Consider the following 25,426-nt stretch of genomic DNA (forward strand, 5'->3'; position numbering starts at 1 on the left):
CTGGCACGATCTTGTCTACTGCCACGTCATAACAAAGGCTCGCAGTCGACCGCCCTTCTCGTCACGGTAATAGACTACCTTGATGTTATCGGCTATGCGGCCGCGCTGGACCTCGTAGCCGTCCTTCTTCTCGGATGATTCGAGGACAAAGGCAGGCTTTTTGGCCACCTGTCGGAGTACGCCCTTCATGAATGATTCGGGCACGCCCTGCCCGCCGCGGTCGATAACCTGGATGGCCTTGATGGACTCCTTTTCGCGGAACACCTTGAACTCGGTGACCTGCCCCTTGTAGCGCTCCCAGCCCGGATTGGCGACGCTGTATTGTTTGTCCTTGGCGTAACGGGGGATGAAATCCGGCAATCTGCTGGGACGTTGTGCTGTCTGGGGCGGGGAGGCTGCTTCCGTGCGGCTGCGGTTTCCCGCGATGTCGGACAGGACTGCTTTGTCGCTCAATTGTGCCGTAGAATCCTCTCCTGCCTTGGAGGCTGCGGGAACAACCGGCTTCGGCGTAACGGCAGCCGGGGACTGTACTGTGGCGGCCGGTTTTGCCTGTTGTACGGCAGGGGGAGTTATGATGGAAACCGGTTTCTGTTCGTTTTTGCGGTTCTGGATGACCGTAACAACCACGGCGGCGATCAGGACCGGCGCCAGCCAGAGCAGGAAGGAAGAACGCCTGGAGAGCTTTTTTTCCGGTTCGATCATCTCAAGGTGTTCCACGTCCCACCCAGAAAAGGACTGTCGAGCGGGCTCCGCAGGCAGATCCGGCTCCTGCATGCTCTCTACGGCGCTATCGAAGGAGCTGGTAAACTCCGAGTAGACCTTAATACGTGAGCGGGGGGCATAGGTGATGCCCTGATCCACCAGTGACGGCTCCGCCGGAGAGGGCGGGGGCGGGGCGATGGTCAGGATGTCCAGAATGGGCGCCGGTACCAGCTCGGGCTCTGCGGCCGGTTCTTCGTTTGGTGCCATAACCGGCTGCGCCGGGGTAGCGGCGGAGGTTGCAACGATATCCTCCACCGCCAGGGCTGCTTCCAAACTGCTGCGGCCTTTCTGGGGAATGAGGGTGGCAATCGTGCGCCGGACGGCATCCAAGAGATTCTTTTCGTCCAGCGAGGTATCGATGTGCCCCTGATAGAGTTTGATGGTCTCTTCGCTGACCTGGGAAGGGGTGCAGAGCAGCACGAAGCGGCTACGCTTCCTGCCGAGCTGCTTTTTGAGGTGCATCAGCAGGATGTCGGCGGAAAGTCCGGAGAGATGGGTCTGGACAAAAACCATGGCCGGCTTTCGGGCGAGCAACTCTTCGCCACCCTTTTCAAGGCTGGATGCCGTGCGTAGCGTGATGCCCTTGTCGTCCGCGAGCCGGTTGAAGATCTTTCTGAGACGCGGTACATCGGTTATCAGCAGCAGGTCGGTCACGTGTGGTCCCCTCCTAAAAATCAATGGAGTTTATTCTACGGCATGAAGTATGCGTAATCAACAGGATTTATTGGCTGTACCGCCGTAAATGGGCCTTGCGCCGGAGAGGGGTAATCATGTATCGTAGACCCTGCAATGAACTAAATCCGAAAGGTATTCAGATGCTCGATTCACGGATTCTCGGCGAACTCGCTGCCATAGTGGGGACGGACAATGTCTTGACCGAAAAACAGGATATGCTTTGTTACTCCTACGATGCCACCCAGATGGAATTTCTGCCGTCGGCGGTTGTTCATCCTGCAAATGCAGCGGAGGTTTCCGCCGTGCTCGAACTGGCCAACCGTGAAGGCTTCCCGGTGTTTCCCCGCGGAGCCGGCAGCGGGTTCTCGGGCGGCGCGCTTCCCAAGGCGGGCGGCATTGTGCTGGTCACCACCCGCATGAACCGCATCCTGCGTATCGACACCGAGAACCTGATCGCCGAGGTGGAGCCGGGGGTCGTCACGGAGCTGTTCCAGCAGGAGGTGGAGAAATTCGGCCTGTTCTACCCGCCTGACCCGGCCTCCCTCAAGTTTTCCACCCTGGGGGGAAACGTGGCTGAGAACGCCGGTGGGCCGCGGGCCGTGAAATACGGCTGCACCAAGGATTTCGTCATGGGGTTGGAGGTCGTCCTGCCGACCGGCGCCATCATCCGCACCGGCGGAGAAACCTACAAGGGGGTGGTCGGTTACGATATGACCAAGCTTCTATGTGGTAGTGAGGGCACTCTCGGGATCATAACCCGCATTATTTTCAAGCTGCTCCCCTTTCCCGACGCCAAAAAAACGATGCTGACCATCTTCGATTCCATCGATGGGGCCGCCAAGGCTGTTTCAGCCATTATCGGCGGCAAGATCATTCCCACCACGCTGGAATTCATGGATCATGCCACTTTGCAATGCGTCGAGCGTCGTTTCAACCTGGGAATCCCTCCCGAGGGGCGTGCCGTGCTGCTGATTGAGGTGGACGGGGACCGGGATTTGGTCGAAAAACAGGCCGGGCAGATCCACGACATCATCAAACCGCTTGGATTGGTCCAGTTCCGCGCCGCCGAAAGCGCCGCCGAGTCGGAGCAACTCTGGAAGGTCCGCCGCCTGGTGTCGCCATCGCTCCGGGACGTCAATCCCGACAAGACCAACGAGGACATCGTAGTGCCCCGCAGCAAGGTGCCCGACGTCATCAGGCGAATCGAGGCCATCCAACAGAAGTTCGATGTGCCCATCGTCAATTTCGGTCACGCCGGGGACGGCAACATCCACGTCAACGTGATGATCGACAAACAGATTCCTGGCATGCAGGAGCGAGCCGAGGGAGCGGTAAGGGAAATCTTCCAGGCCGCACTGGATCTGGGAGGGACCATGTCGGGAGAACATGGCGTGGGGCTTTCTAAGGCGCCCTATATCGAATTGGAGCTGACCCCGGACCAGATCGCGGTCATGAAGGCCGTCAAGCACGCTCTGGACCCGAACAACATACTGAACCCAGGCAAGATGTTTCCTTGGGGGGAGAATGGTCATGCCGCACAATAGCGGTAAGGAACGGCAGGAAGTCTCGCTTGTCGGGCGGATACTGTCCTTGGAGACCATGCTGCTCATGATGGGGGTTGCGTCGCTCGTCTACGGTATCGTCAACGGCGTGGAGACCAGCATCCTCTGGGGGATCGTCATCATCCCCGGCGTGTTTATCCTGATGAAGGTCCGTCGAAAGGACTGGCGAAAACACTGGCAAGAACTGGAGGCGGAGCAGAAAGCCCGTAGCGGGCACAAAGAGCCCCCTTCGGACACGCATTAGCAGGCTATTGAAATACCGTCCCAGGTTGTTCAAAAATAGTCAGATCGTCGCCTCCGCACAAAAGGGCTTTCGAGGACGGCGGCGAGATGGCTATTTTTCAACAACCTCTTAGGAAGTGACCGTTATGAAACATGGAGCAATCGTTCTGGCCTCGGCTTCACCACGACGTACGGAGCTGATGGCCTTGGCCGGCATCGAATTCACGGTGGTTGCGGCAGATATCTGCGAAGATGCATTGCCCGGCGAGAAACCGTCCGAACACGTCATCCGTCTGTCGCGCGAGAAGGCCGATGCCGTAGCGCGGACAACGGCCGGCCGTTTCTTCATAGGCGCCGACACCGTGGTGGTCCTGGACGACACCATCATGGGAAAACCTGTCGACGATGCCGATGCCTTCCGTATGTTGACCGCCCTGTCCGGCAGAAAGCACGAGGTGATCACCGGGTTCACGGTCTTCGACAAGGTGAGCGGCATCCACCTCAGCCGGAGCGTGCATACCGAGGTGACCTTCCGAAACCTCACGGAGAAAGAGATCTGGGACTACATCGCCAGCGGCTGTCCCATGGACAAGGCGGGGTCCTATGCCATCCAGGGAGGCGCCGTACATTTCGTCCGCTCTATCAGCGGATCGTACACCAATGTGGTCGGCCTGCCGATGGCAGAGTTGTACGAGGTACTACAGACGGTCGAGGCGTTGCCCTGATATCGGGTGTCGAGTCCGTCGTTTCCCTAAAAACAATCGTTCCTGGTTACAGCTCGGTTAACGGCACCCGGAACGGGAAAACTGCCATGTCGATTGCACAACGCCTCAACCAGATACGGTCGCGGATCGGAGACGCCGCTGCCAAGGCCGGCCGTGATCCCCACGCGATACGCTTGGTGGCGGTTTCCAAGACCCGCCCCCTCGAGGATATCGTGGAGGCCTGCCGGGCGGGGCAGATCATCTTTGGCGAGAATTATGTCCAGGAACTGGCCGCCAAGGCGGCCAGCATAGGGGACCCCCTGGAATGGCACTTCATCGGCCACCTCCAGAGCAACAAAGTCAAATACCTGGCCGGTTTGGTGTCGCTGGTCCACTCGGTTGACCGCTTCTCCCTGGCCGAGGAGATCAGCCGCCAGTGGGGCAGGCTGGGCCGAAGCTGTGACGTGCTGGTACAGGTGAACATCGCCGGCGAGGCCACGAAGTCTGGTACAACGGAGACCGGGGCGCTCCAACTGGTGCGTGATATTGCCCTGTTGCCCAACGTCAGGGTGCGTGGACTCATGACCATGCCCCCCTTTTTCGACGATCCCGAGGGAGCCCGCCCCTATTTCGCTGAACTGAAGCGGCTGTCGGACCTGATCGCTGCTGAAGCTATTCCGGGCGTGGAGATGGGAGAACTTTCCATGGGCATGTCCGGCGATTTCGAGGCCGCCATTCAGGAGGGTGCAACTCTGGTGCGGGTCGGCACCGCCATCTTCGGCGAGCGGTGATGCAGGTTGTTGAAAAATAGCCATCTCACAACCGTCCTCGAAAGCCCTTTTGTTCGGGTGCGGCGATCTGGCTGTTTTGAACAACCTGGGTTCTTTGAATAACAGTTTGGCGATGCTATTACAACTCGGGCACCGCCTGCACAAAAGCGCTCAACTCCGGCCGGTCCAGGTCTTCCAAGTATTTGAGCACGAAACGCTGCGCCGATTCCGCAGCCCGCGGTATGTCCCAGGCGCTCATATCCCGATCCACCACAAGGTTGCTAATGCCGCGGATTTCAAGACAGTCCACGCCTGAACGCAGGCATACCTGCGCAACGGCCGCTCCTTCCATGCTTTCGGCAATGGCGTTGAAGTGTCGCGCCACGGTCTCGCCGCGCTGGCGTGTCCCGCTACAGGTTGAAACGGTCACGAAACGCCCCCGCATCAGGAATACTCCATAGTAATCGGCTAACTGCATGGCCTTTTCTGCGGCATGCTTGGAAAGGGGAATTTCATTGTGAAAGGTTAGTTTCCCCTGCGCAAATGATGCTAACTCCATGAAGCGAAGATCCTTCCATCCCTCCGGTGTCTGAACCCCTTCATCTCCCAGAATCTCATTGCTGGCAACGGCAAGGTTGCCGATTGACAGTCCACTCCCCGGATAGGCGCCTGCACAGCCGACATTGATCACCAAGCGTGGCCGGCAACGCTCTATCAGGACCGCTGCGGCGGCAGCGGCGTTGATCTTGCCGACCCCACCCGCGCAGAGCGTTACGGGCAGCGTACCAATGGTCCCCTCGGCATATTCGAAAGCAGCCGTCGTCTGCTGGACGGAGTTGGTAAGGGCATGCTCCAACAAGGACATTTCCTGGAGCACCGCCGTGATGATAAGAATCGGTTCCATGTTTATTATCCCGTACAGTTTAGTTAGTACTCGCAATTCCGGCTATTTTTGCCGTTGCCTTCTTTGCGGCTTCTTGATGTAGACCCTGCTACGCCTGCGTCACCGCGCCTCGGCATCGGCCAAAATAGCTCGGAATGCATTCCCACGGCTAACCGCACGGGATACTAGCGTGGCAGCCTTTCTGGCTCGTTTGTCTCTCTGTTTTCAAGCCACTGGTTCAGGACCGTTTCCAGGTCCTGAACCAGCACCGGTTTTGACAGGTAGTCGTTCATGCCCGCTTCGATGCATTTTTCCCGCTCACCGGCCATGGCGTTGGCCGTCAAGGCTATCACCGGTGTCGTATGGTTGCGGACACTTGATGTCGGGTCGCGGATGACGGCAGTGGCATCGTACCCGTTCATCTCCGGCATCTGGCAGTCCATCAGCACCAGATCATAGGAACTGTGTTCCAATGCCTTGACCGCATCAAGGCCGTTTGCGACGGCGTCGGCCTCGTAGCCCAGCTTGTTGAGCATCATCCTGATGACTCGTCGATTGGTGGTATGGTCTTCAGCCAACAGGATACGTGCACGTTGGGTGGCGTCGGCATTACGGTTGACGAAGGACCCTTGGGCTTCTTTCTCCTGAACGGTGCCGGCGTCCTGAGTCTGTTTTTCAAACGGCAGGGTGATGCGGAAGGTCGAACCGGAACCGGCGCTGCTTGTTACATCGATGGCGCCGCCCATCAGTTCCGCAAGTTGGCTGCTGATTGCCAGTCCCAACCCTGTGCCGCCGTATTTGCGGGTACTTGAACCGTCTACTTGGACGAAGGGGGTAAAGATGCCGTCCAAGTGTTCCGAGGAGATGCCGATGCCGGTATCGCTTATTGCGAATCGTAGCGTTACCTGTTGAGCCTCTTCGTGTTCCCGCGATACATGGACCGTCACACCCCCCTGACGGGTGAATTTGATGCCGTTTCCCACGATGTTCCTGATGATCTGGGCCAGACGGCCCGGATCGCCCCTGAGTTGCAGCGGCACATCCTGCTCCACCTGCCAGGCCAGTTGCAAGTTCTTTTCCACGGCCTGCAACGAGAAAATCTGTATGGTGTCCTTAATGACGGTTTTGAGATTGAAGTTGCTTTTCTCAAACAGAAGTTTTCCTGCTTCTATACGGGCGAAATCGAGAAGCTCATCAATCAGGTTCAGCAACTCCTTGCTACTTTTGAGGGCCACCCCAGCGTATTCGAGTTGCTCCGAAGTCAGGTCCGTGTCCATCAGAAGCCCGCTCATGCCGATGATGCCGTTCAGCGGAGTGCGGAGCTCATGGCTCATGTTGGCAAGAAACCGGCTCTTGGCGGCATTGGCCGCATCGGCGGTTTCCTTGGCTGATATAAGGGCCTGTTCTGTTTGTTTCCGTTCGGTAATATCCTGAAAGAATCCGATGTAGCGGTCATTATCGATCTTGACGGCCTGCAGGGATACCCAAACTTTGCTACCGTCTTTCCGCACCAGGAGCAATTCTCGTGTGGCGGAGCCTTCTTCTTTAAATTTTTCGAAATTATGCCGCCCCGTTTCCCGGTATTCAGGGGGCAGTATATCCCCAATGGACATGCTGGTAAGTTCCGCTTCGGAATACCCCAGCATTACGGCCGCAGTACGGTTTACCTCGACGTACCTCCCCAAGTGGTCGACAACCGATACGCCGATAGGTGCAAACTCGATATACGAACGGAACTTGGCCTCGCTTTCCCGCAGCGAATCCAGTGCCATCTTGCGTTCGGTGATGTCGAGCATCAATCCACGCAGGATTGGGGGTGAATCATCTTCAATAACCACCGAGACCGTATTCCGAAGCCAGAGCGTGTTCCCGTTGGCGGCGATCATGCGGAAGTCGAATTGCCGGGATATCTTTTCGCGTGCTATTTTCCTGCACAGCCCCATCACCCTGTCGTTGTCTTCCGGGTGGATATGGTTATGATAGAAGCCCGGTTCGGACAGCCAGGCTGAAACCGGGTAGCCCAGCAGTTGTTCGGCACGGGCACTGACAAGTTTGAAATGAAGCATATCCGCGGTCGCCTCCCAGACGATCCCCTGGATTTCATCAACCAGTTTCTGATAGCGTTCCCGAGATCGGAGCACCTCCCGTTCCGCCGTCAGGTGATGTTCCCACTGCTCCCGGACGTAGACATAACCGAAGATCGGGATACCACACATGTGCAGGCCGTGACGGATTGGGCCGAGAACCTTGATGGCGCTTGCGGATGAGATGCTGGTTATCAAGCCCAGGGCGTCGTCCAGGAAGAATCCACAAAACGCGAACAATAGCGCCGTCCGGCGCCATCCCGGAACGCGCCACAGAAATACCAGGGCGGCTGCCAGAAAGATGCCGCCACAAAGATGGAATGTGACGCCATACCAACTGGTCTCGAAGTCCGAGCCGGGAAATCTGCTACTGAGGGAGGCCCAGCCGGAAAAGGTCGACAGGTAGGCGGTAAGCGTGCATGCCAGCCCCGCCTTGAGATAGCGCCGCGCCAGTCGCGGATCGAGCAGGTTGTCCAGATATGCCGCAGCAATCCATATAAGGGAGATGGCCGTCAAGGCATGTTCAATCGGCAGGGACAGCGGCTGTAGACGGGCATTGGAGATGGTGTTGCTGAAGGAGAGAAACAGGGCGGCAAACATAAATATCTCACGCGCCAAGCCCAGGATAAAACCGGTCAACAACATCATGTTTCGTTGCGGGTCATGACGCCGCTGGCGCACGGCGGCCCAGATGAGCAACATCCAGAACAGGGCCGCCATGCCGAGGCGGACGAAGTGATCCGGCACGAAGTCCCCACCGACAAACTCGACTAGTATTGCCATCAGGTAGTCGGACATAGGGTCGTATCTCCTCTCAGGCATTGCGCCAAGGCCAAGGTGCGCGGCGCGTTGTCGCGTGTCGGTCGTTTCAGGAATGCCTCCAGATCCTCTGCCGTATCGATATCACGCCACGGCTCTAGAAGGGCGGTTCTGAGCCCGCCGAGGCGTGCCCGCTCCAGGCTGGTCCTCAGTACCTCGCCGCTGCTCCAAGGGATGTCCTCGAACAGCTGCTGCTGGAAGCGCCGCAGGCCGAGCAGATAATAACCGCCGTCCACGGCTGGGCCGAAGACGGCCTCGGCTTCATTCCGCTCCAGAAGGCCGAATGCTTGCAGGATATACTCGGGTGGGAGGTCGGGCGCATCGCTGCCGATGATGCAGCATGTTTCACAACCGCTTGCCAGGGCTTCTCCAAAGGCGTTTGCCATGCGTTCACCCAAGTCCCGGCCCTGTTGTTCGAACACCTCCAGTCGCGGCAGGAGGGGGAACGCGGGAGTAGTGATGTTCTTCAACGCCCAGAAGAGCAACAGGCGGGTGTCATCCAGGGTGACGGCTGCCGCCAGCACATCGGTCAACATGGCGGTATACAGGTCCGTGGCGGCCCGATGGCTTCCCAAATCACGGGCCAAGCGGGTTTTTACCGTGCCAGCAAGCGGTTCCCGGGCAAAGATAATCAGGCCTCTGGTCATGCCCTGCGGTCAAGCTCCACGGCGGCATAGGCCGAATGGTTGTGGATCGACTCGAAGTTTTCCGCCTCCACCGAGAACCAGATGATATTTGCCACGGCTGCCAGTCGGGAATAGGCTTCTCGGACCATGTCCTCCACAAAGCGTGGATTGTCGTAGGCCTGCTCGGTGACGTACTTCTCGTCCTCACGCTTGAGTAACGAGTAGAGCGGGCTGCTGCCGCATTGCTCGATCAAATCTACCAAGTCTTCGATCCAGATGAACTCCCGATAGCGTACCTGCACGGTCATGACGCTACGCTGGTTGTGGGCGCCAGCACGGGAGAGTTCCTTGCTGCACGGGCAGAGTGAGGTGAGCGGCACCTTGACCACCAGCATGAAATCCAGGGTGTCGGTCATGGACGCCTTGAATTCGCAGCTGTACTCCATCAAGCTCTTGGCACCCGAGACCGGGGCCTTTTTCTCGATGAAGTAGGGGAACTGGATCTCCATGTGGGCGCTGGCGGAGCCGAGCCGGGCCTTGACCTCGTCCAGGATCGTTTCCAGCTTGTCCAGGCCGATATGCTCGCGATGGCGGTTCAGGATCTCCACAAAGCGGCTCATGTGGGTTCCCTTGAAGTGGTGGGGCAGGTCCACGTACATGTTGATCCGTGCCACGGTGTGCTGTAGCGAATGGTTTTTGTCCATCACCACGATGGGGTAGGAGATATCCTTGACGCCGACCTTGGCGATGGGTATCCTGCGGTGGTCGGGGCGTTTCTGCATGTCCGGCATGGCCGGTTTGGGCGTCTTCTCTGAGGTTGTTTTCGTCATTTGCTGCACCATGGGGCTGTCCTGTAGGATTGGAATCTATTCAGTGACCAAGGGGAATGCCGTATGAATATCAGGGTTTCCGTCACGGTTTTCGGCCGTGTACAGGGGGTGGCGTTTCGTCACTACACCCGCCTGCGCGCCATGGAGCTTGGCGTCAACGGCTGGGTGAAGAACCTGTCGGACGGTTCGGTTGCCGGTGTGTTCGAGGGTGATGAGAACGCGGTGAATTCCCTGGTCGGCTGGTGCCGCCAGGGACCGCCCGCCGCCGAGGTGGAACGGCTCGACCTGCACCGGGAGATCTCCACCGGCGAATTCGAGGCGTTCTCCATCAGGTAGTCGTGTCGTCCAGGCCGGCTAACTCGGAGACCGCCCGCCATACCCCCTCGCGCCCTACCTTCGACAGAGCCGAAAAAGGGACCAGTTCCTCCCGGCTGCGGCCGATCACTGTTGCAATCAGCCCCGCCTGGCGGGCCTGCTCGTTTTTAGAGAGCTTGTCGCACTTCGTCACCACGATGATCGGCGGGATGCCGTAGGTCTCCAGCCAGCGCAACATATTGAGGTCTCCATCCGTGGGGGTGCGGCGGATGTCCAGGATCAGGACCACCGCCCGCAAATTCTCCCGTTCGGCCAGATAGGTCTCGATCATCGGCTGCCACTGTTTGCGCAACTCGGGCGGCGCTTTGGCGTAGCCGTAACCGGGCAGGTCCACCAGGACAAGGCGGCCGTTAACGTCGAAAAAGTTGATCAGCTGGGTCCTGCCGGGAGTGGAACTGGTTCGCACCAGGCTTTTGCGGTTGACCAGCACGTTGATCAGCGACGACTTGCCCACATTGGAGCGGCCCACGAAGGCCACCTCGGGCAGTGCCGTATCCGGGTAGTCCTTTGGTTTTACCGCACTTTTGATGAATTCTGCCTGGTGTACATCCATGTCGACGCTCTCCTTGCCACAGCATTATAGTGCGCCGCGTCATGGCGGTTCAAGCGCTTATTTCTCTGGTGATGATAATTTGGAATTTATTCCCACAGGCGATCTACCCTCTACGGAATATCCATACCTGGTTTTCAGGCGCAAATCCTTGAAGCACCTCGTTCGGGCACTGCTTTTACAGCGTCATCGCCACGATTTCATCCTGTCTCCCGGAATTAGTCGGTGGCGTTCGACATGCTTTTGTGATATATGAATATCATTCCGTTGGTGTCCTCTTACATGCTCCTGACCAGGTTCCGATGACGGCATCCACTGTGGACATAGCGCTGTTTGCGGCAAAGCTGGGGATGATCTTCTTCGTGATCCTCACTTTGGCTGCCTACTTGGTATTCGCCGAACGGAAGGTCCTGGCCTGGATACAGGATCGCAAGGGACCGAACCGTGTCGGCCCCTTCGGACTCCTTCAACCCCTCGCAGACCTGATCAAACTCCTCACCAAAGAAGATTTTGTCCCGCTTGCCGCCGATAAATGGCTGTTCTATCTTGCCCCGGCCATGGCGGCCATTCCGGCCATCCTGACCTTCGCCGTCATCCCATTCGGCGCGCCGGTGGTCGTTGCCGGCCATCAAGTGCAGATGCTGGTGGCCGACCTGAATGTCGGGCTGCTGTTCTTCCTGGCGCTCTCTTCCATTGCTGTGTACGGTGTTGCCATCGGCGGTTGGGCCTCCAACTCCAAATACTCCCTGCTGGGTGGCATTCGCGGCCTGGCCCAGTTGATCTCCTACGAACTGTCCATGGGGCTGTCCTTGGTGCCGGTGGTCATGCTGGCCCGCTCCTTCAGCCTTGCCGACATCGTCGCGGCCCAGTCCCCCGTCCCGTTCATCGTGTACCAGCCGTTGGCTTTTCTCATCTTTCTGATCAGCATCACGGCGGAGTGCAAGCGCATTCCCTTCGATATCCCCGAGGCGGAGGGCGAACTGGTAGCCGGTTTTCATACCGAATACTCCGGCATGCGCTTCGGCCTGTTCTTTGTTGGCGAGTACATCAACATCATCGTGCTGGGCGGGTTGGCCACGACCTTCTTCCTGGGGGGCTGGCACGGCCCCTTTCTGGCGCCGGTACTGTGGTTTTCCTTCAAGACCCTGGCCTTTGCCTTTTTCTTCATCTGGATGCGCGGGACCTTGCCCCGCCTGCGCTACGACCAGCTTATGCACCTGGGGTGGAAGGTGTTGACTCCGCTGGCCCTGGCGAATATCCTGATCACCGGCTGGTGGCTGGCGCTGAAGGGCGCATTATAGTCTTACGGAGGCTAAACGATGAAACTGCGGACATCACTGTCCGGAACATAAATCAACCACGGGAGGAGTCGAGCATGGAAAGTGTGAACGCCAAGGACCGTCACGGACATACCCCTCTGATCAACGCCGCGAAAGAGGGGCAGAAGGATTTTGTTCAGGATCTGCTGCACCGGGGCGCAGACTTGACCGCCAGCAGCGACAAAGGCAAAACGGCCCTCCACTACGCCGCCGCCAACGGCCATACCGAAATCGTCAGGATGCTGCTCGAAAAAGGCGCCGACGTTGACGTCCGGGACCGGGAAGGGCATACTCCCTTGATGCTGGCTGCCATTTACGGCTGTAACAAGACCGTGCAGGCCTTGCTGGACGGCGGCGCTAATGCTGGGCTCAAGACGCCTACCGGCAATACCGCCAGCCGCTATGCCGAGAACAACAGCCATCCCCTGGCTTCGGCGCTGCTCAAGAAGGCCGAACGGGCCAAACACGGCAACGCATAATACTTTCCGACGCTTGAGCAGAGACGCCCCGCCGGGGCGTCTCCCGTTTCAGGAAGAATAACTCCATGCCGATACTCTCCGACATAAAGGCCATCCTGGGCGGCTTCCGCATTACCCTGTCGCACATGCTGCGTCGGCCGGTCACCATCCAGTATCCCGAGGAAAAGCGCACCCCGTACCCGCGTTACCGGGCGCGTATCGTATTGACCCGCGACCCGGACGGTGGCGAGCGTTGCGTAGCCTGCTACCTCTGCTCCGCCGCCTGCCCCGTGGACTGCATCTCCATGCAGGCTGCCGAACGGGAGGATGGCCGCCGCTATGCCGCATGGTTCCGGATCAATTTTTCCCGTTGCATCTTCTGCGGTCTGTGCGCCGAGGCCTGTCCGACCCTAGCCATCCAAATGACTCCTGATTTCGAAATCTGCAAGCGGGACATCATGGACCTGGTCTATGAAAAGGAAGACCTGCTGATCGACGGCTGCGGCAAGGATAATTCCTACAATTTTTACCGCCATGCCGGCATCGCCGTGACCCAACCCCGGGGCGAGGGGGCGGAGGAAGATCCGCCGGTGGATGCTAGGTCGTTGATTCCGTAGCTTACGAAATCTGCCATGGAGATGCAGAGGCACGGAGAAAGCAAAAAATAAATACAAAGAAAAGCGGGAAGCTTTTTCTCGGGTATAGTTATCAACGTGCCGTTGGACTCCTCTGTGTCACTGTGGCCCTGTGGCAACATGAATTGAACTTATGGAACAGATCATCTTCTACATACTGGCCGGGGTGGCCGTTATCGGCACGATCCTGGCCATTACCGAGAAACACCCGGTGCATGCCATCCTGTATCTGGTGACTTCCCTGTTTTCCATCGCGGTGATCTTTTTCCTGCTGATGGCGCCCCTGGTGGCGGCCTTTGAGGTGATCCTCTACGCCGGAGCCATCATGGTGCTGTTCCTGTTCGTGATCATGATGCTCGACCTGGGGCACCCGGAAAAGGGGGTGTCACCCCATTGGCGCCAGTGGTTGCCGTCCCTGGCGCTGGCCGGGGTGAGCATCGTCTGCCTGTCGATCGCCATTGTCTCCCGCCACGGTTCCGCAGCCGCGCCGCCAGCGCCGGCCCTGCCGATCCGTGAGGTGGCCCGGTGCCTGTTCCGGGACCACGGTCTGGCGGTGGAGTTGATCTCGCTGCAACTGTTGTTCGCATTGGTAGGGGCCTTGTATCTGGGTAGACAAGGCGCGCACTCACCCGACCTTCGGCCACCTTCTCCCCAAGGGAGAGGGGTTGGGGATGAGGGGGAACCGTCATGATTGTCCCACTCGAACATGTCCTCATCCTGGCCGGCCTGCTCTTCTTCCTGGGTATGGGGGGGCTTCTGGCCTGGCGCGCCAACCTGATCATGATGCTGGTCTGCATCGAGGTCATGCTGAACGCGGTCATGCTGGTCTTCGTGGGGGGATCGGCCCGTTGGGGCACCGCGGACGGCCAACTGTTCGCCATCTTCATCATGGCTCTCACGTCGGCCGAGGTTTCTCTGGCTCTGGCCATGGTGGTCTACCTGCACCGGCGTCGCAAGACCGTGGATACGGACCGGTTCAGCGAGATGAAGGGATAATTCCGGGCACATGGATTTTTGATGAAACTCTACCTCGCTCTCATACTACTGTTGCCGTTTATGGGCGGTCTCTTCAACGCACTGCTGGGACGGCTGCTGCCACGCCGCATGGGCGAGGTAGTGGCCTGCGGGGTGATCTGGGGCGCGTTCGTCTGTACCGTTTTGGCCTTTGCCGGTTTTGCGGGCCCGGTCAGGGTGGAGTTCGGCTCCTGGCTGGCCGCCTTCACCTTCCAGGCCCCCATCGCTCTGTATCTGGATCAACTCTCCCTAGCGTTGACGTTGATGATCACCTTTGTCTGCGGTCTGATCCACCTCTATTCCGTTGGCTACATGCAGGATGACCCGGCTTGGGCACGCTACTTCGCCCTGTTGAACCTCTTCGTCTTCGCCATGCTGACGCTGGTGCTGGCCGAGAACCTGCCGCTCCTCTATCTGGGGTGGGAGGGGGTCGGCTTCTGCTCCTACGCCCTGATCGGTTTCTGGTACACGGAGGAGAAGAACGCCACCGCCGGGCGCAAGGCCTTCATCACGACCCGTATCGGCGACACCGCCTTCGGCATCGCCATCGTCTGGATGTACCATCTCTCCGGCTCTGTCTCCATTACCCGCCTGAACGCCATGGGCGACGTCATCCCCGCTGCCGTTGTCACGACCCTCGGACTGCTGCTCTTGGCCGGCGCAGCCGGAAAGTCGGCCCAGTTGCCGCTATCGGTCTGGCTGCCGGACGCCATGGCCGGTCCCACGCCGGTGTCGGCACAGATCCACGCTGCCACCATGGTCACTGCCGGGGTCTACCTGCTGGCGCGCATGTTTCCCCTGATCGGCAGCTCGGAAACGGTGCGGGCGGCCATCGCCCTGACCGGTGGCATCACCGCTTTTTACGCCGCTACCTGCGCCTGCTGCCAGCGCGACCTGAAACGCATCCTGGCCTACTCGACCATCAGCCAGATTGGCTACATGGTGCTCGGAGTGGGAGCGGGAGTCCTGACCGGCGCTACCTTCCACCTGCTGACCCACGCCTTCTTCAAGGCGCTCCTGTTCCTTGGCGCGGGCTGCGTCATCAACGCCCTGCACCACCAGCAGGACATCTTCCGCATGGGAGGGCTCAGGACAAAGCTGCCTGCGGTCTATTGGCCGTTCCTGGCCGGTTCGCTCTGCCTGGCCGGATTTCCACTGACCGGCGGCTTCTTCAGCAAGGATGCCATCCTGGGAGGGGTGGCCGCCCAGGGAGGTCCTCTGTACGGCGGTCTGCTGCTCCTCGGCCTTTTTACGGCGCTGTTGACCTCCTTCTATACTTTCCGCATGCTCTTCGTGGTCTTTCATGGAAGAGAGGAGGCTCATAGTAGCCCCCTCCCGAAAATCATGACCCTCGCCCTCATCCCTTTGGCCCTGCTGGGCCTGTGCGGTGGCCTGCTAAACCTGCCTGCTTATCTGGGCTATCAGGGCGGGCTGGACGGTTTCCTTGGTTCGATCACCGGTTTCGGGGGCGTTGAGCAGGCGTCCCACGCCGATGAGATCGCCCTGCAAATCGTCGCCGCGACCCTCAGTCTGGCGGGCCTGGGCTTGGCCTGGTCCCGTTATACCGGCAACCGCCGTGCCGAATCTCTGGCCCGCGAGGACGCCGGGTCGCCGGGCGCCGGTTTCCTGTTGAACGGCTGGTATCTGGACGGCCTCTACTGGGCGCTTGTTATCAACCCATTCAAGCATCTTGGGAGCTTTCTCTGGAAACGATGGGATGAAGCGGGTATCGACGGCACTCTGAACGGTCTGGCCCGCCTTACCGCACGTCTGGGCGGCTTGTCCGCCGCCTGGAGTACCGGCCGGGTGGGCACCTCCCTGTTTGGTCTCGCGGCCGGGATCTGCGTGGTGCTGGTTTATCTTGTTTGGGTAACACTATCATGATGGCCGATCTGCATCTACTGACCATCCTGGTCTTTTTCCCCCTGGCCGGCTGCCTGTTCATGATGCCGGTCTGGAAGCGTCCTGCGGCCGCGCGGCCGCTGGCCCTGGGGGTGATGACCGGCGAACTGTTGCTGGCAGTTTGGCTGTATGTCTCGTGGCACGGGCTGGCAGCGCTGAAACCGGTCCTGTCCGGCTACCTGCTGGTGGAGGACGCCCCTTGGATCGGGGCCTTCGGGATCCGCTACACCTTGGGGCTGGACGGCATCTCGCTCCTCATGGTCATGCTAACCGCCTTCAGCTTCTGCTTGGCCCTGGCGGTGTCGTGGCGGGCTGTCGGCGAGAAGGTTGGCCTGTTCTTGACGCTATTATTGGCCATGGAGACCGGTATCATGGGGGTTTTTCTGGCCCTGGACCTGGCTCTGTTCTACCTGTTCTGGGAGGTGATGCTGATCCCCATGTTCTTCCTGATCGGCATATGGGGCCATGGCCGACGCATCTATTCCACGGTAAAGTTCTTCCTCTTCACCATGTTCGGCTCGCTCCTGATGCTTCTGGCGATCATCGCCCTGCACCTGCTCCATGCCCGGCAGAGCGGGGTGGCCACCTTCGGGCTGCACGAACTGATCGCAACCCCCTTGCCGGCCGGCACCCAGCTCTGGCTGTTCGCCGCCTTTTTTCTGGCCTTTGCCATCAAGTTCCCACTTTTTCCCTTGCACACCTGGCTGCCGGACGCCCACACCGACGCACCCACCGCCGGGAGCGTGATCCTGGCCGGGCTCCTGCTCAAGACCGGCAGCTACGGCCTGATCCGCTTCGGCTACCCGCTCTTCCCCCAGGCGGCTCATACGTTGACGCCGCTGTTCTACACCCTGGCCATCGCCGGTATCATCTACGCCTCGCTGGTGGCCTTTGCCCAGGAGGACATGAAGCGTCTGATCGCCTATTCCAGCATCGGCCACATGGGGTACGTGGCCATCGGTATCGCCGCCTGGCAACCGGTGGCCCTGTCTGGCTCCATTATCCAGATGGCCAACCACGGTGTAACCACCGGCGCCCTGTTCGCCATGGTAGGCATGCTGGACGAGCGGGCGCACACTCGGGAGATTGGCGCCTTCGGCGGGCTGTGGGGCAAAATTCCGCTCTGGTCGTTCTTCTTCCTGCTCTTCTCCATGGCTTCGGTCGGCCTGCCGGGGTTGAACAACTTCGTGGGCGAGTTCCTGGTGCTGGCCGGCACCTTTACAAAATCCCCGCTGGCGGCGGAGCTGGCTTTCGCCGGCATCGTCCTGACCCTGGTGTACACGGTGCGGCTGGTGCAGGAGGTGGTCTTTCAAACGGAACGCAGGCCCCTGCCGCTGGCGGACTTGGATCGCCGTGAAATCTTTATCCTGACCGTGCTGGCCCTGATGGTAGTCTGGATGGGCGTACATCCCGCGCCGTTCCTGGAACTGATCCACGGACCGGTGCAGCTTCTGACCGGGGGGATGCCATGACGAAAACAGACCTGATTGCACTCATGCCTCTGATCATCCTGGCCGGGGGCAGCGTTGCGGTTCTGTTGGCGGGGGCGGTTCGACCGGGTGGATGGCTCTATAAGCTGGCTCTCGCTTTTGTCGCCGCTGACCTGGTGTGGACGATTGCCGTACCGGCCGTCGCGGTCATGCCGGGCCTTGCCGTTACTCCCTTCTCCCGTTTCTTTACCGCATTCCTCGATAGCACCGGCCTTGTGGCCCTGCTGCTGGCCTCCGGCTACAACAAGCGGCGCGGCATCGTAGGGGAGGAGTACCCGGCTACCCTGCTCTTCGCCCTGGCCGGCATGGGGGCGGCCTGTGCCGCCACCGACCTGCTGATGCTCTTCCTTGGCCTGGAGGCCTTTACTTTTGCGTTCTACATCCTGGTGGCCGTGGAACGGGATTCGGTCCGGGGAGGTGAGGCGGGGCTGAAGTACCTGCTTAACGGCACCCTGTCGGCTGCCATCCTGGCCATGGGGATTGCCTTGATCTATTGCAGCCGCGGGACGCTCAAGCTGGCCGAACTGGCCCTGCACCCGATGGCTCTGGAACCGTTGTTTCTGGCCGGTGTCTGCATGGTCGTCCTGGGATTGGCCTTCAAGCTCTCCTGGGTCCCGGCTCATCTCTGGACACCGGACGTGTACCAGGGTGCACCGGCCCCGGTGACGGCGCTCCTCTCCACTGCCTCCAAGGGCGCCTCGGTAGCGGCCGTACTCCTCGTACTGCCTCTGGCGGCCGAATGGCGTGGCGGCCGCGACGTACTCTGGTGTCTGGCAGTTGCCACCATGGTCTGCGGCAACCTGGCGGCCCTGATGCAGACCGGTGTCAAGCGGCTCCTGGCTTGGTCGTCGGTGGCCCAGATGGGGTACATCGCCCTGGCCTTTGTGGCCCTGCCCGCCGGTGGGGGACGCGCGGCCCTTTTTTACATCGTAGCCTATGCTGCGGCCGGGCTGGCCTCCTTCGGCGCGGTGTCGGTCCTGTCGGATGGAGCGGACCGGGACGCTATCGAGCAGTACCGCGGCCTGGGATACCGCAATCCTCTTGCCGGAGCGGCCCTGACGGTGTCATTGTTTTCCCTGGCCGGGATTCCCCCGGCGGCCGGTTTCATGGCCAAGTTCGCGGTCTTTAGCGCCGCGCTGCGGGCGGGTGAAACCGCATTGACCCTGGTTGGCGTCCTCTCGGCTCTGGTGGGGGTCTTCTTCTATCTGCGGGTGGTAGTTGCACTCTACATGAAGCCTGTCGACGGGACGGCCCCGGCAGCTCGGCGGCTCACAATTTCAGAGATAGCTGCCTTGGTCATTCCGACACTGGCAACCGTATTCATGGGTGTTTGCCCCTCACCGTTGCTCGATCTGCTGGCACGGATTCTGAGATAAAAAGACCGGCAAAAAAGGAAAAAGGCCGCCCGAAAAACGGACGGCCTTTTGGGGCTTCGACAGGTATATCTCCTCCCACCATGATGGGATTTCAAGATTGCAGCGTAATCACGCTTAAAGAGGGCATCAACTGAAGAGAGGCGCCGTGGTGACCGGGATGATCCCCGCCTTTTCGGCCCGCTCCATGAGACATTTGATGGCTCTTATCCCCTCCTCGCCCAGATCGTTTGAGAAATCGTTGACGTACAGGCCGATATGGGCCGAGCAGACCTCCTCGTCCATCTCCTGGGCATGCTCGTGGATGTAATGGGCCGCAGAGGCCGGATTGGCGCGGGAATAGGTTACCCCGTCCCGCAGCGCGTTTTCGATGGCTGCAATGGTGTCGGCCCCCATGGATCGCTTGGCGACGATACCACCCAGGGGGATCGGAAGGCCGCTTTCCCTTTCCCACCACTCTCCGAGGTCGAGTATTTTGTGCAGGCCGAAGCCCTGGTAGGTGAAGCGTGATTCGTGGATGATCACCCCGGCATCGGCGTTGCCGCTTAACACTGCATCCATGATCTCGTTGAAGGGCATCACCAGGAAGTTTTTCAGAGTAGGGTCGAACAGGCGCAGCAAGAGCAGCGCCGTGGTGAAACGCCCCGGAACCGCAATAGTCCTGTCGCGCAGGTCAGTGGGGTCGATATGCTCCTTTGCCACTAACAACGGCCCGCAACCCCGACCAAGAGCGCTGCCCGAATGGAGCAGGGCGTACTCATCGCGGATATGCCCCAAGGCGTGGTAGGAGACCTTGGTGACATCCAGTTCACCCCTGAGGGCTAATTGATTGAGGGTCTCCACATCCTCCAGTCGCTCCTTGTAGGAAATGCCGCGAGTATCCACAAGACCGTGCACGAGAGGGTAGAACATGAAGGTATCGTTGGGACAAGGGGAAAAACCGAGGGTCAGGGGTGTGGTCATAATGGGCTCCTTATGGTTATTGCCTGAATCCGTGATGCCTTCACGGTTCCTCTCACTTGATCCGCACTTCTGGCTTCGCGGATTCAAGCGCTACCGGTGACCGGCTTTCATATCATCCTCCCAATCACGCCATTCCACCCGATACCTGTTCAGGTAGTGGTCGACCGCCTGGCCGATGGTGGGGAAGAAATTTTCCGTGCCGAACCTGGCGAACAGGCCGTAGCGTTTGAGGTGATCCTTTACCGGGCCTTTCATTTCCGCAAAACACAATTCGATCCCGTCTTTGTGTAGTTCCTCGACGAGTTCCACAAGCACGTCGGCTGCGGTGATGTCCACGTCGGTAACCGGTTCGGCTGCAATCGCGATACAGCGCGTTGGGGCAGGTGCATCGGATATGGCCCGAAGCACACCCTCGCGGAACATCTCCGCGTTGGCGAAGAACAGGGGGGCATCCCAGCGGAAGAGCACCAACCCCTGAATGCGCCGCGCCTCGGGATGGCGCGTGATGTCATGATACCCTTTCATACCGTCCACCCGGCCCAGGACGGCATGGTACGGACGCCAGGCCCGCCAGATGAAGGTTAAGAGCGCCAGGCCGACGGCGATGAAGATACCGGGGATGACGCCTAACAGGGCAACGCCCAGGAAACAGACAATCGACAGGTAGAACTCGCCACGCCGCAGGTGATACAGGCGTCGGACTTCCTTGACCTCTACAATGGCGCTGCAGGCCGAGATGACGACCGCGGCGAGGGCTGCGGTGGGCACATACCGCATCAGCCGGGGAAAAAAGATCAGGAGCAGGGCGATGCACATCGCGCCGACGACGCCCGTGACCTGCGTTCTTGCCCCTGCCGATTCCGCCACCGGCGTACGCGACGCGCTGCTGCTCACGGAGAAACCCTGGAAGAACCCGGTGGCCACGTTGGCGATGCCGAGGGCGATCAACTCCTGGTTCTCGTCGACGTAATAGCCGCCACGCAATGCATAGACACGGGAGAGTACGCTCATGTCGGCAATGGAAACGAGGGCTATTGCCGCCGCGCCGGTACACAAGGCGACGAACTCGCTGCCGGAAACGCTGGCGATGTGGAGGACCGGCAACCCCTGGGGCAGCGCTCCGACCACGGAGATGTGCGCCCGCCCTGCAAGATCGAACAGCGCAACGGCCGCGGTGGCTCCGGTTACCGCGATTAGCACGCCGGGCAAGCCGCGTCCCCACCTTTTTACCGCGAAGATCACCGCCAGACAAGAAAAACCGATGGCGCACGCGGTACCGTTGGCGCGTCCGTTCAAAATGCCGTGAACAAGGCTGGTCAGCGACCCGGCGAGGCTACCGCCATCCACGGAAAATCCGCACAGTTTCGGTAATTGACTGATGAGTAGGGTGAGGGCTATGCCGTTCAGGTAGCCGTGGCGGACCGGTTTGGAGAGGAGGTCGGTGATGAATCCGAACTTGGCGATGCCGGCCAGGATACACAGAACCCCCGCGATTACGGCGAGCATGGCGGCGAGAGCGGCCGCACGGTCCGCGTCACCCGCGGCCAATGGTAGAACGGTCGCCGCGATAAGAGCGGTGAGCGCCGAATCGGGCCCGAGCACCAGAATGCGGCTCGGCCCGAAGACGGCATATGCCAGGAGCGGGACAATGGTGGCGTAAAGGCCGTAGATGGCGGGCAGGCCCGCTGCCTCGGCATACCCCATGCCGACCGGCACGAGTACCGCCGTAAGCGCCAGCCCTGCTACGAGATCCTGCAAAAAAACGGCCCTGCTGTAGTGGCTCAGCATCACCACGCCGGGTAGCAAACGGCGCAAACCGTGTGTGCGGGCATGACGGATCAAGGGGGCAGGTGCGATTTCAGGCGCCATTGGCAATGTCCCTCGCGGATAGCTGGAGAAGGATCAAACCAGCATGCGCCCGTTTTCAATGATGACCTGCTCGCCGCCATCAGCCATGACCAAGGTCAGGGTGGGGCGGTAAAAAACGTAATCCTCATGGAAGGGTGCGCTGACCTTGCCGCCGAAACCTGAGTTGTCCCCCAGGGCGATATGGATCGTGCCAAGGATCTTCTCGGCCTCCAGCACATTATCCGGGCGGCTGGCCTTGTCGTTGGTGCCGATGCCCAGTTCGGCAATATTACGGCAGTTGGCGTTCTCGGCGAATTTGGCCTCAAGCCTGGTGCGTTGCGGGTCGGTGCCCTCAATCCGGACCACGACGCCATTCTCCACGTACAGCCGTAGCGGCTCGTCCAATTTGCGGGTCGGCCCCCACTCGATCACCATAATGCCGTGGCTTTTTCCCTCCAGCGGTGCAAGATACCCCTCGCCGGCCGGCAGGTTGCCGAAGCTGCCGGCAGCGGTCAGCAAGCCGTCGTCGCCCCCGGCCTGCCTGCCCTGCTTGCAGATCATCATGTCGGTGCCGTTGGGGCAGGTGACCCGAACCCACTCCGCCCGGTTGACCGCCGCCACCAACCGGGCGGTGCGATCCGCCAGCGTCTGCCAATCCACGGTCATGGAGCTGTGGAACATGTCCGGGTCGAAGTGCGGCAGGCTGGCGAAGCGCGTGCCGGTGGCGCAGGCCAGGGCGCGGTAACGAGTGTGGCTGGTTGAGTTGTTGGAAAGGGCGATGATGATGTCCGCCACGGTTTCTTTGCGGGCCAGGATGATCTCGCGGCCCGCCGCGATCTCGTCGGGGGTGGCCTGCTTTGTCAGGAGACTTGTCAGCAATCCTGACCTCTCCAGTTCGGAAATGGTCTCGTCGCCGAAGGTGGCCAGCCAGAGTTCCCGCGGCGGCTCGGCGCCCGAGGCCGGTGTGGCGGGAAATTCCACAAAACTGCTGCTACCATAGGTTTTGGCGGCGAAATCAGCCGCGAGGCGGGCGGTGGCGTTCAGGCGCATGCGCCGGTCCCGGTCGCTTGCGGAGACCGTTTCATCGGGCCGGATCGTGTCGCTGAATACCAAAACCCGCTCGTTGTCACGGATGCCCATGTTGGTTTCAAAGAGTGATCGAAATGCTCCGTCGAGAGAGGTCATGGCGGTATCCTTCCGTTGCGTAAAGTGCTGCCTGCCCCTCTCTATACCACAGAATGGCGTAAAGGTGAAACCGCTTGAAAGGAAAGGGTATACAAAGATTTTTTTTCCCTTGATTTCTGGAACATTATTGTGCTACTCATGCATACTGTATACACATTTTTTGGGTAGATTTGAACAATAATTGCAAGAGCTTAACCCCTTGGTTCGCGGGGTCCGGTTTTCGGAGGTTCGAGTGGCTTCAGTAGTCTTTTCCACGTGGGGCAGGAACGTCGTAGACAACAGGAATGTTTCCGGTGAACCGGAGGCGGTGGTCTTCAAGCTGCCGGTAGCCTTTGATGGCGAACGTCCGTTGCGCGCGTTCATGGGATGGGACGGCATCATTCTGTTCGACAAGGACGTCGATGTACCGGCCATGACGGCCGAATACATGAAGCGTGTCCAGACCTTGTACTGCTGCGGCAAGTGCACGCCGGGCAAGAAGGGCACCAAGGTGCTGATGGACCTGTTCAAGGGGGTGTTGGACGGCACGGCCGTCGAGGCCGACCTGGATAAGGTTGGGGATCTTGCCGACTTGCTCAGGAATTGCAAATGCACCCTTTGCCAGAGTGCGACGGTGCCGGTTTTCGATGCGGTGCAGCATTACCGTGCCGACTTCGTCGCCCGCCTGCACGAGCGCCGTGCGGTCAAGAGTGCCGACGAGTACATTCACAAGATCACCGCGCCTTGCATGGATAAATGTCCGTCTCACATCGATATACCCCGGTACATCGAGGATATCAAAAACCTCCGCTTCTCCGATTCCTTGTCAACTATCCGCGAAAACATGCCGCTCCCGGCCGTCTGCGGACGGGTCTGCCCGCACCCCTGCGAGACCGCCTGCCGCCGCAAAAATGTGGACGATGCCATCAATATCATGGTGCTCAAACGGTCCGCCTCGGATTACGAGCGACTGCACAAACTTTTGCCCCCAATGCAACCCAAGGCGAAGAAGAGCAAGACGGTCGGCATTGTGGGCGCCGGCCCGGCAGGTCTGGCCGCAGCCTATTACCTGGCTCTGGAAGGATACCCCTGCACCATCTACGAAGCACTGCCGGAAGGGTACGGCGGCGGCATGATCGCAGTCGGCATCCCGGCCTACCGCATGCCGCGCACGATCCTGCAGCGCGACATCGACATCATTCAGGCCATGGGGGTCGAGATCGTCTACAACTGCCGCGTCGGCACGGACATTTCCCTGGCGGACCTGAAGAAAAAGCATGACTCCGTATTCGTCGCCCCTGGTGCTCACCGTTCCAAGCCCATGGGTGTGGAGGGAGAGGACAAGGGGTACAAGGGCTTCCTCAAGGGGGGGATCGACTTCCTGCGGGAAGCCTACATGGGCAAGCCGACCGGCATGGGCAAGAAAGTTGTTGTGGTCGGGGGCGGCAATACCGCCATCGACTGCGTCCGAGTCGCCCTGCGCGAGGGAGCTGAGGATTCGTACCTAGTCTATCGCCGTTCCCGCAAGGAGATGCCTGCCGATGTGTGGGAGGTGGACGGCGCCGACGAGGAGGGGGTCAAGTTCGAGTTCCAGGTTCTCCCCACCCGGATCATCGCCAACGACAAGCATGAGGTAACCGGCGTTGAGTGTGTCCGCATGGAGTTGGGAGAACCTGACGCATCCGGCCGCCGCCGCCCTGAACCGATGCCGGGCAGCGAGTTTGTCATTGAGTGCGACACGGTCATCCCGGCCATCGGCCAGGACGCTGACCTGGGGTTCATCCCACCCGACATGGGCATCGATATCAGCAAGTGGAACACGGTGGTCACCAGGTACCTGCCCCTCAAGGATGCGGCCGGAAAGGATCTCAAGGACGGCATGGGCAACCCGCTCTCCCGCTCGCTGATGACCGACTGCGAGGGCGTCTTTGCCGGCGGAGATGCCGAGATCGGCCCTCTGACGGTGGTGGCCTGCGTCGGTAACGCTCATCGTGCCGCGCGGGTCATCCAGCGTTGGCTTGAGGAGGGCAAGGCCTATCTCACCGAAGATGATATCTTTGACGACCTGCTTACCTATCTAGGGGTGTACGACAAGGGCGAGAAGGTGTCCTGGCTCGATTCTGCGGCGCGTGCCCATCAGAAAGAGGTCCATGGTAAAGAGCGGGCCAGCCTCAAGAACTACAGCGAGGTTGAACTGGGCTTCAGCGACAGCGTGGCCCAAGCCGAGGCCGACCGGTGTCTGCGCTGCTACCGCATGGCCATGGTGGCTGTGTAAGAGGTCGTTGAAAAACGGTCATTCGCCACCGTCCTCGAAAGCCCTTTCGTGCGGTGTAGCGCTGCTACGCCTCTGCGGGGCATTCTGCGAGTGCGCCGATCTGACTATTTTTTAACAACCTGA

23 protein-coding genes are annotated in these 25,426 nt (G+C 59.9%); 14 read left to right on the forward strand and 9 right to left on the reverse strand.

The window, feature by feature from the left end; genetic code table 11:
- Positions 1-15 precede the first annotated feature (15 nt).
- Positions 16-1,416 (reverse strand): hypothetical protein, encoded by a 1,401-nt coding sequence (locus LDN12_RS14800; RefSeq protein WP_223923427.1) that lies wholly within the window; start codon positions 1,414-1,416, stop codon positions 16-18.
- A 161-nt stretch (positions 1,417-1,577) separates the two neighbouring features.
- Here LDN12_RS14800 and LDN12_RS14805 point away from each other — a divergent pair, with 161 nt between their 5' ends.
- The 4 genes from LDN12_RS14805 (at position 1,578) to LDN12_RS14820 (ending at position 4,716) form a co-directional block, all read left to right on the forward strand.
- Complete coding sequence (locus LDN12_RS14805; protein WP_223923428.1) at positions 1,578-2,981, forward strand: FAD-binding oxidoreductase; 1,404 nt, start codon at positions 1,578-1,580, stop codon at positions 2,979-2,981.
- A complete protein-coding gene (locus tag LDN12_RS14810; protein WP_223923429.1) occupies positions 2,968-3,243 on the forward strand; it encodes a hypothetical protein in 276 nt (91 codons plus the stop codon). Before LDN12_RS14805 ends, LDN12_RS14810 begins: the two co-directional genes overlap by 14 nt.
- Before the next feature lie 124 nt (positions 3,244-3,367).
- A complete protein-coding gene (locus LDN12_RS14815; RefSeq protein WP_223923430.1) occupies positions 3,368-3,946 on the forward strand; it encodes a Maf family nucleotide pyrophosphatase in 579 nt (192 codons plus the stop codon).
- Positions 3,947-4,032: 86 nt separating this feature from the next.
- The gene (locus LDN12_RS14820; RefSeq protein WP_223923431.1) at positions 4,033-4,716 is read left to right on the forward strand and encodes a YggS family pyridoxal phosphate-dependent enzyme; all 684 of its coding nucleotides are present in this window, start codon (positions 4,033-4,035) and stop codon (positions 4,714-4,716) included.
- A 118-nt stretch (positions 4,717-4,834) separates the two neighbouring features.
- On the opposite strand, the gene mqnB is transcribed toward LDN12_RS14820, so the two are convergent.
- From mqnB to folE2, 4 genes are all read right to left on the reverse strand, one after another.
- Positions 4,835-5,599, reverse strand: coding sequence for a futalosine hydrolase (gene mqnB / locus LDN12_RS14825; RefSeq protein ID WP_223923432.1), 765 nt, complete (start codon positions 5,597-5,599; stop codon positions 4,835-4,837).
- Positions 5,600-5,763: 164 nt separating this feature from the next.
- A complete protein-coding gene (locus LDN12_RS14830; protein WP_223923433.1) occupies positions 5,764-8,460 on the reverse strand; it encodes a PAS domain S-box protein in 2,697 nt (898 codons plus the stop codon).
- On the reverse strand, positions 8,445-9,128 hold the full coding sequence (locus LDN12_RS14835; protein WP_223923434.1) for a TIGR04282 family arsenosugar biosynthesis glycosyltransferase: 684 nt from the start codon (positions 9,126-9,128) through the stop codon (positions 8,445-8,447). Before LDN12_RS14835 ends, LDN12_RS14830 begins: the two co-directional genes overlap by 16 nt.
- Positions 9,125-9,898, reverse strand: a complete 774-nt coding sequence (gene folE2, locus LDN12_RS14840) for a GTP cyclohydrolase FolE2 (RefSeq protein ID WP_223924080.1) — start codon at positions 9,896-9,898, stop codon at positions 9,125-9,127. The genes LDN12_RS14835 and folE2 overlap by 4 nt, the downstream gene beginning before the upstream one ends.
- Positions 9,899-10,000: 102 nt before the next feature.
- Between folE2 and LDN12_RS14845 the strand changes: the two genes are divergently transcribed.
- Entirely contained in the window at positions 10,001-10,273 is a 273-nt protein-coding gene (locus tag LDN12_RS14845; protein WP_223923435.1) for an acylphosphatase, read from the forward strand.
- Here the strand turns inward: LDN12_RS14845 and yihA are convergent.
- Positions 10,266-10,865 carry a ribosome biogenesis GTP-binding protein YihA/YsxC gene (yihA, locus tag LDN12_RS14850; RefSeq protein WP_223923436.1) on the reverse strand — a complete coding sequence of 200 codons (600 nt, stop codon included), beginning with the start codon at positions 10,863-10,865 and terminating at the stop codon, positions 10,266-10,268. The two genes, LDN12_RS14845 and yihA, sit on opposite strands and share 8 nt — an antisense overlap.
- Positions 10,866-11,164: 299 nt before the next feature.
- Here yihA and nuoH point away from each other — a divergent pair, with 299 nt between their 5' ends.
- From nuoH to LDN12_RS14890, 8 genes are all read left to right on the forward strand, one after another.
- A complete protein-coding gene (nuoH, locus tag LDN12_RS14855; protein ID WP_223923437.1) occupies positions 11,165-12,163 on the forward strand; it encodes an NADH-quinone oxidoreductase subunit NuoH in 999 nt (332 codons plus the stop codon).
- 74 nt (positions 12,164-12,237) lie between these two features.
- On the forward strand, positions 12,238-12,660 hold the full coding sequence (locus LDN12_RS14860) for an ankyrin repeat domain-containing protein (protein ID WP_223923438.1): 423 nt from the start codon (positions 12,238-12,240) through the stop codon (positions 12,658-12,660).
- A 65-nt stretch (positions 12,661-12,725) separates the two neighbouring features.
- Positions 12,726-13,256 (forward strand): NADH-quinone oxidoreductase subunit NuoI, encoded by a 531-nt coding sequence (gene nuoI / locus LDN12_RS14865; RefSeq protein WP_223923439.1) that lies wholly within the window; start codon positions 12,726-12,728, stop codon positions 13,254-13,256.
- Between the two features lie 151 nt (positions 13,257-13,407).
- The gene (locus LDN12_RS14870; protein ID WP_223923440.1) at positions 13,408-13,965 is read left to right on the forward strand and encodes an NADH-quinone oxidoreductase subunit J; all 558 of its coding nucleotides are present in this window, start codon (positions 13,408-13,410) and stop codon (positions 13,963-13,965) included.
- Complete coding sequence (gene nuoK, locus LDN12_RS14875; protein ID WP_223923441.1) at positions 13,962-14,270, forward strand: NADH-quinone oxidoreductase subunit NuoK; 309 nt, start codon at positions 13,962-13,964, stop codon at positions 14,268-14,270. The genes LDN12_RS14870 and nuoK overlap by 4 nt, the downstream gene beginning before the upstream one ends.
- Positions 14,271-14,291: 21 nt before the next feature.
- A complete protein-coding gene (nuoL, locus tag LDN12_RS14880; protein WP_223923442.1) occupies positions 14,292-16,172 on the forward strand; it encodes an NADH-quinone oxidoreductase subunit L in 1,881 nt (626 codons plus the stop codon).
- Entirely contained in the window at positions 16,172-17,662 is a 1,491-nt protein-coding gene (locus LDN12_RS14885; RefSeq protein ID WP_374045089.1) for a NuoM family protein, read from the forward strand. The genes nuoL and LDN12_RS14885 overlap by 1 nt, the downstream gene beginning before the upstream one ends.
- Positions 17,659-19,056, forward strand: coding sequence for an NADH-quinone oxidoreductase subunit N (locus LDN12_RS14890; protein WP_223923444.1), 1,398 nt, complete (start codon positions 17,659-17,661; stop codon positions 19,054-19,056). Before LDN12_RS14885 ends, LDN12_RS14890 begins: the two co-directional genes overlap by 4 nt.
- Positions 19,057-19,182: 126 nt before the next feature.
- Here LDN12_RS14890 and LDN12_RS14895 read toward each other — a convergent pair whose 3' ends face one another.
- The 3 genes from LDN12_RS14895 to LDN12_RS14905 form a co-directional block, all read right to left on the reverse strand.
- The gene (locus LDN12_RS14895) at positions 19,183-20,016 is read right to left on the reverse strand and encodes a 1,4-dihydroxy-6-naphthoate synthase (protein ID WP_223923445.1); all 834 of its coding nucleotides are present in this window, start codon (positions 20,014-20,016) and stop codon (positions 19,183-19,185) included.
- A 90-nt stretch (positions 20,017-20,106) separates the two neighbouring features.
- Entirely contained in the window at positions 20,107-21,885 is a 1,779-nt protein-coding gene (locus LDN12_RS14900) for a SulP family inorganic anion transporter (RefSeq protein ID WP_223923446.1), read from the reverse strand.
- Between the two features lie 33 nt (positions 21,886-21,918).
- Positions 21,919-23,049, reverse strand: coding sequence for an aminopeptidase (locus tag LDN12_RS14905; RefSeq protein WP_223923447.1), 1,131 nt, complete (start codon positions 23,047-23,049; stop codon positions 21,919-21,921).
- A gap of 232 nt (positions 23,050-23,281) precedes the next feature.
- Between LDN12_RS14905 and LDN12_RS14910 the strand changes: the two genes are divergently transcribed.
- Entirely contained in the window at positions 23,282-25,303 is a 2,022-nt protein-coding gene (locus LDN12_RS14910; RefSeq protein ID WP_223923448.1) for an FAD-dependent oxidoreductase, read from the forward strand.
- The last annotated feature ends 123 nt before the right edge of the window (positions 25,304-25,426 follow it).

This window comes from Geobacter sp. AOG2, assembly GCF_019972295.1.
GTDB lineage: Bacteria > Desulfobacterota > Desulfuromonadia > Geobacterales > Pseudopelobacteraceae > Oryzomonas.

What these genes read in the sequence shown, in the direction of transcription:
- LDN12_RS14810 (WP_223923429.1), top strand. Translation starts at nt 2,968, where the DNA reads ATGCCGCACAATAGCGGTAAGGAACGGCAGGAAGTCTCGCTTGTCGGG.
- LDN12_RS14835 (WP_223923434.1), bottom strand. Translation starts at nt 9,128, where the DNA reads ATGACCAGAGGCCTGATTATCTTTGCCCGGGAACCGCTTGCTGGCACG.
- LDN12_RS14815 (WP_223923430.1), top strand. Translation starts at nt 3,368, where the DNA reads ATGAAACATGGAGCAATCGTTCTGGCCTCGGCTTCACCACGACGTACG.
- LDN12_RS14805 (WP_223923428.1), top strand. Translation starts at nt 1,578, where the DNA reads ATGCTCGATTCACGGATTCTCGGCGAACTCGCTGCCATAGTGGGGACG.
- LDN12_RS14895 (WP_223923445.1), bottom strand. Translation starts at nt 20,016, where the DNA reads ATGACCACACCCCTGACCCTCGGTTTTTCCCCTTGTCCCAACGATACC.
- LDN12_RS14890 (WP_223923444.1), top strand. Translation starts at nt 17,659, where the DNA reads ATGACGAAAACAGACCTGATTGCACTCATGCCTCTGATCATCCTGGCC.
- mqnB (WP_223923432.1), bottom strand. Translation starts at nt 5,599, where the DNA reads ATGGAACCGATTCTTATCATCACGGCGGTGCTCCAGGAAATGTCCTTG.
- LDN12_RS14860 (WP_223923438.1), top strand. Translation starts at nt 12,238, where the DNA reads ATGGAAAGTGTGAACGCCAAGGACCGTCACGGACATACCCCTCTGATC.
- nuoL (WP_223923442.1), top strand. Translation starts at nt 14,292, where the DNA reads ATGAAACTCTACCTCGCTCTCATACTACTGTTGCCGTTTATGGGCGGT.
- LDN12_RS14820 (WP_223923431.1), top strand. Translation starts at nt 4,033, where the DNA reads ATGTCGATTGCACAACGCCTCAACCAGATACGGTCGCGGATCGGAGAC.
- LDN12_RS14885 (WP_374045089.1), top strand. Translation starts at nt 16,172, where the DNA reads ATGGCCGATCTGCATCTACTGACCATCCTGGTCTTTTTCCCCCTGGCC.
- LDN12_RS14900 (WP_223923446.1), bottom strand. Translation starts at nt 21,885, where the DNA reads ATGGCGCCTGAAATCGCACCTGCCCCCTTGATCCGTCATGCCCGCACA.
- yihA (WP_223923436.1), bottom strand. Translation starts at nt 10,865, where the DNA reads ATGGATGTACACCAGGCAGAATTCATCAAAAGTGCGGTAAAACCAAAG.
- LDN12_RS14870 (WP_223923440.1), top strand. Translation starts at nt 13,408, where the DNA reads ATGGAACAGATCATCTTCTACATACTGGCCGGGGTGGCCGTTATCGGC.
- LDN12_RS14830 (WP_223923433.1), bottom strand. Translation starts at nt 8,460, where the DNA reads ATGTCCGACTACCTGATGGCAATACTAGTCGAGTTTGTCGGTGGGGAC.
- nuoI (WP_223923439.1), top strand. Translation starts at nt 12,726, where the DNA reads ATGCCGATACTCTCCGACATAAAGGCCATCCTGGGCGGCTTCCGCATT.
- LDN12_RS14845 (WP_223923435.1), top strand. Translation starts at nt 10,001, where the DNA reads ATGAATATCAGGGTTTCCGTCACGGTTTTCGGCCGTGTACAGGGGGTG.
- nuoH (WP_223923437.1), top strand. Translation starts at nt 11,165, where the DNA reads ATGACGGCATCCACTGTGGACATAGCGCTGTTTGCGGCAAAGCTGGGG.
- LDN12_RS14905 (WP_223923447.1), bottom strand. Translation starts at nt 23,049, where the DNA reads ATGACCTCTCTCGACGGAGCATTTCGATCACTCTTTGAAACCAACATG.
- folE2 (WP_223924080.1), bottom strand. Translation starts at nt 9,898, where the DNA reads ATGCCGGACATGCAGAAACGCCCCGACCACCGCAGGATACCCATCGCC.
- nuoK (WP_223923441.1), top strand. Translation starts at nt 13,962, where the DNA reads ATGATTGTCCCACTCGAACATGTCCTCATCCTGGCCGGCCTGCTCTTC.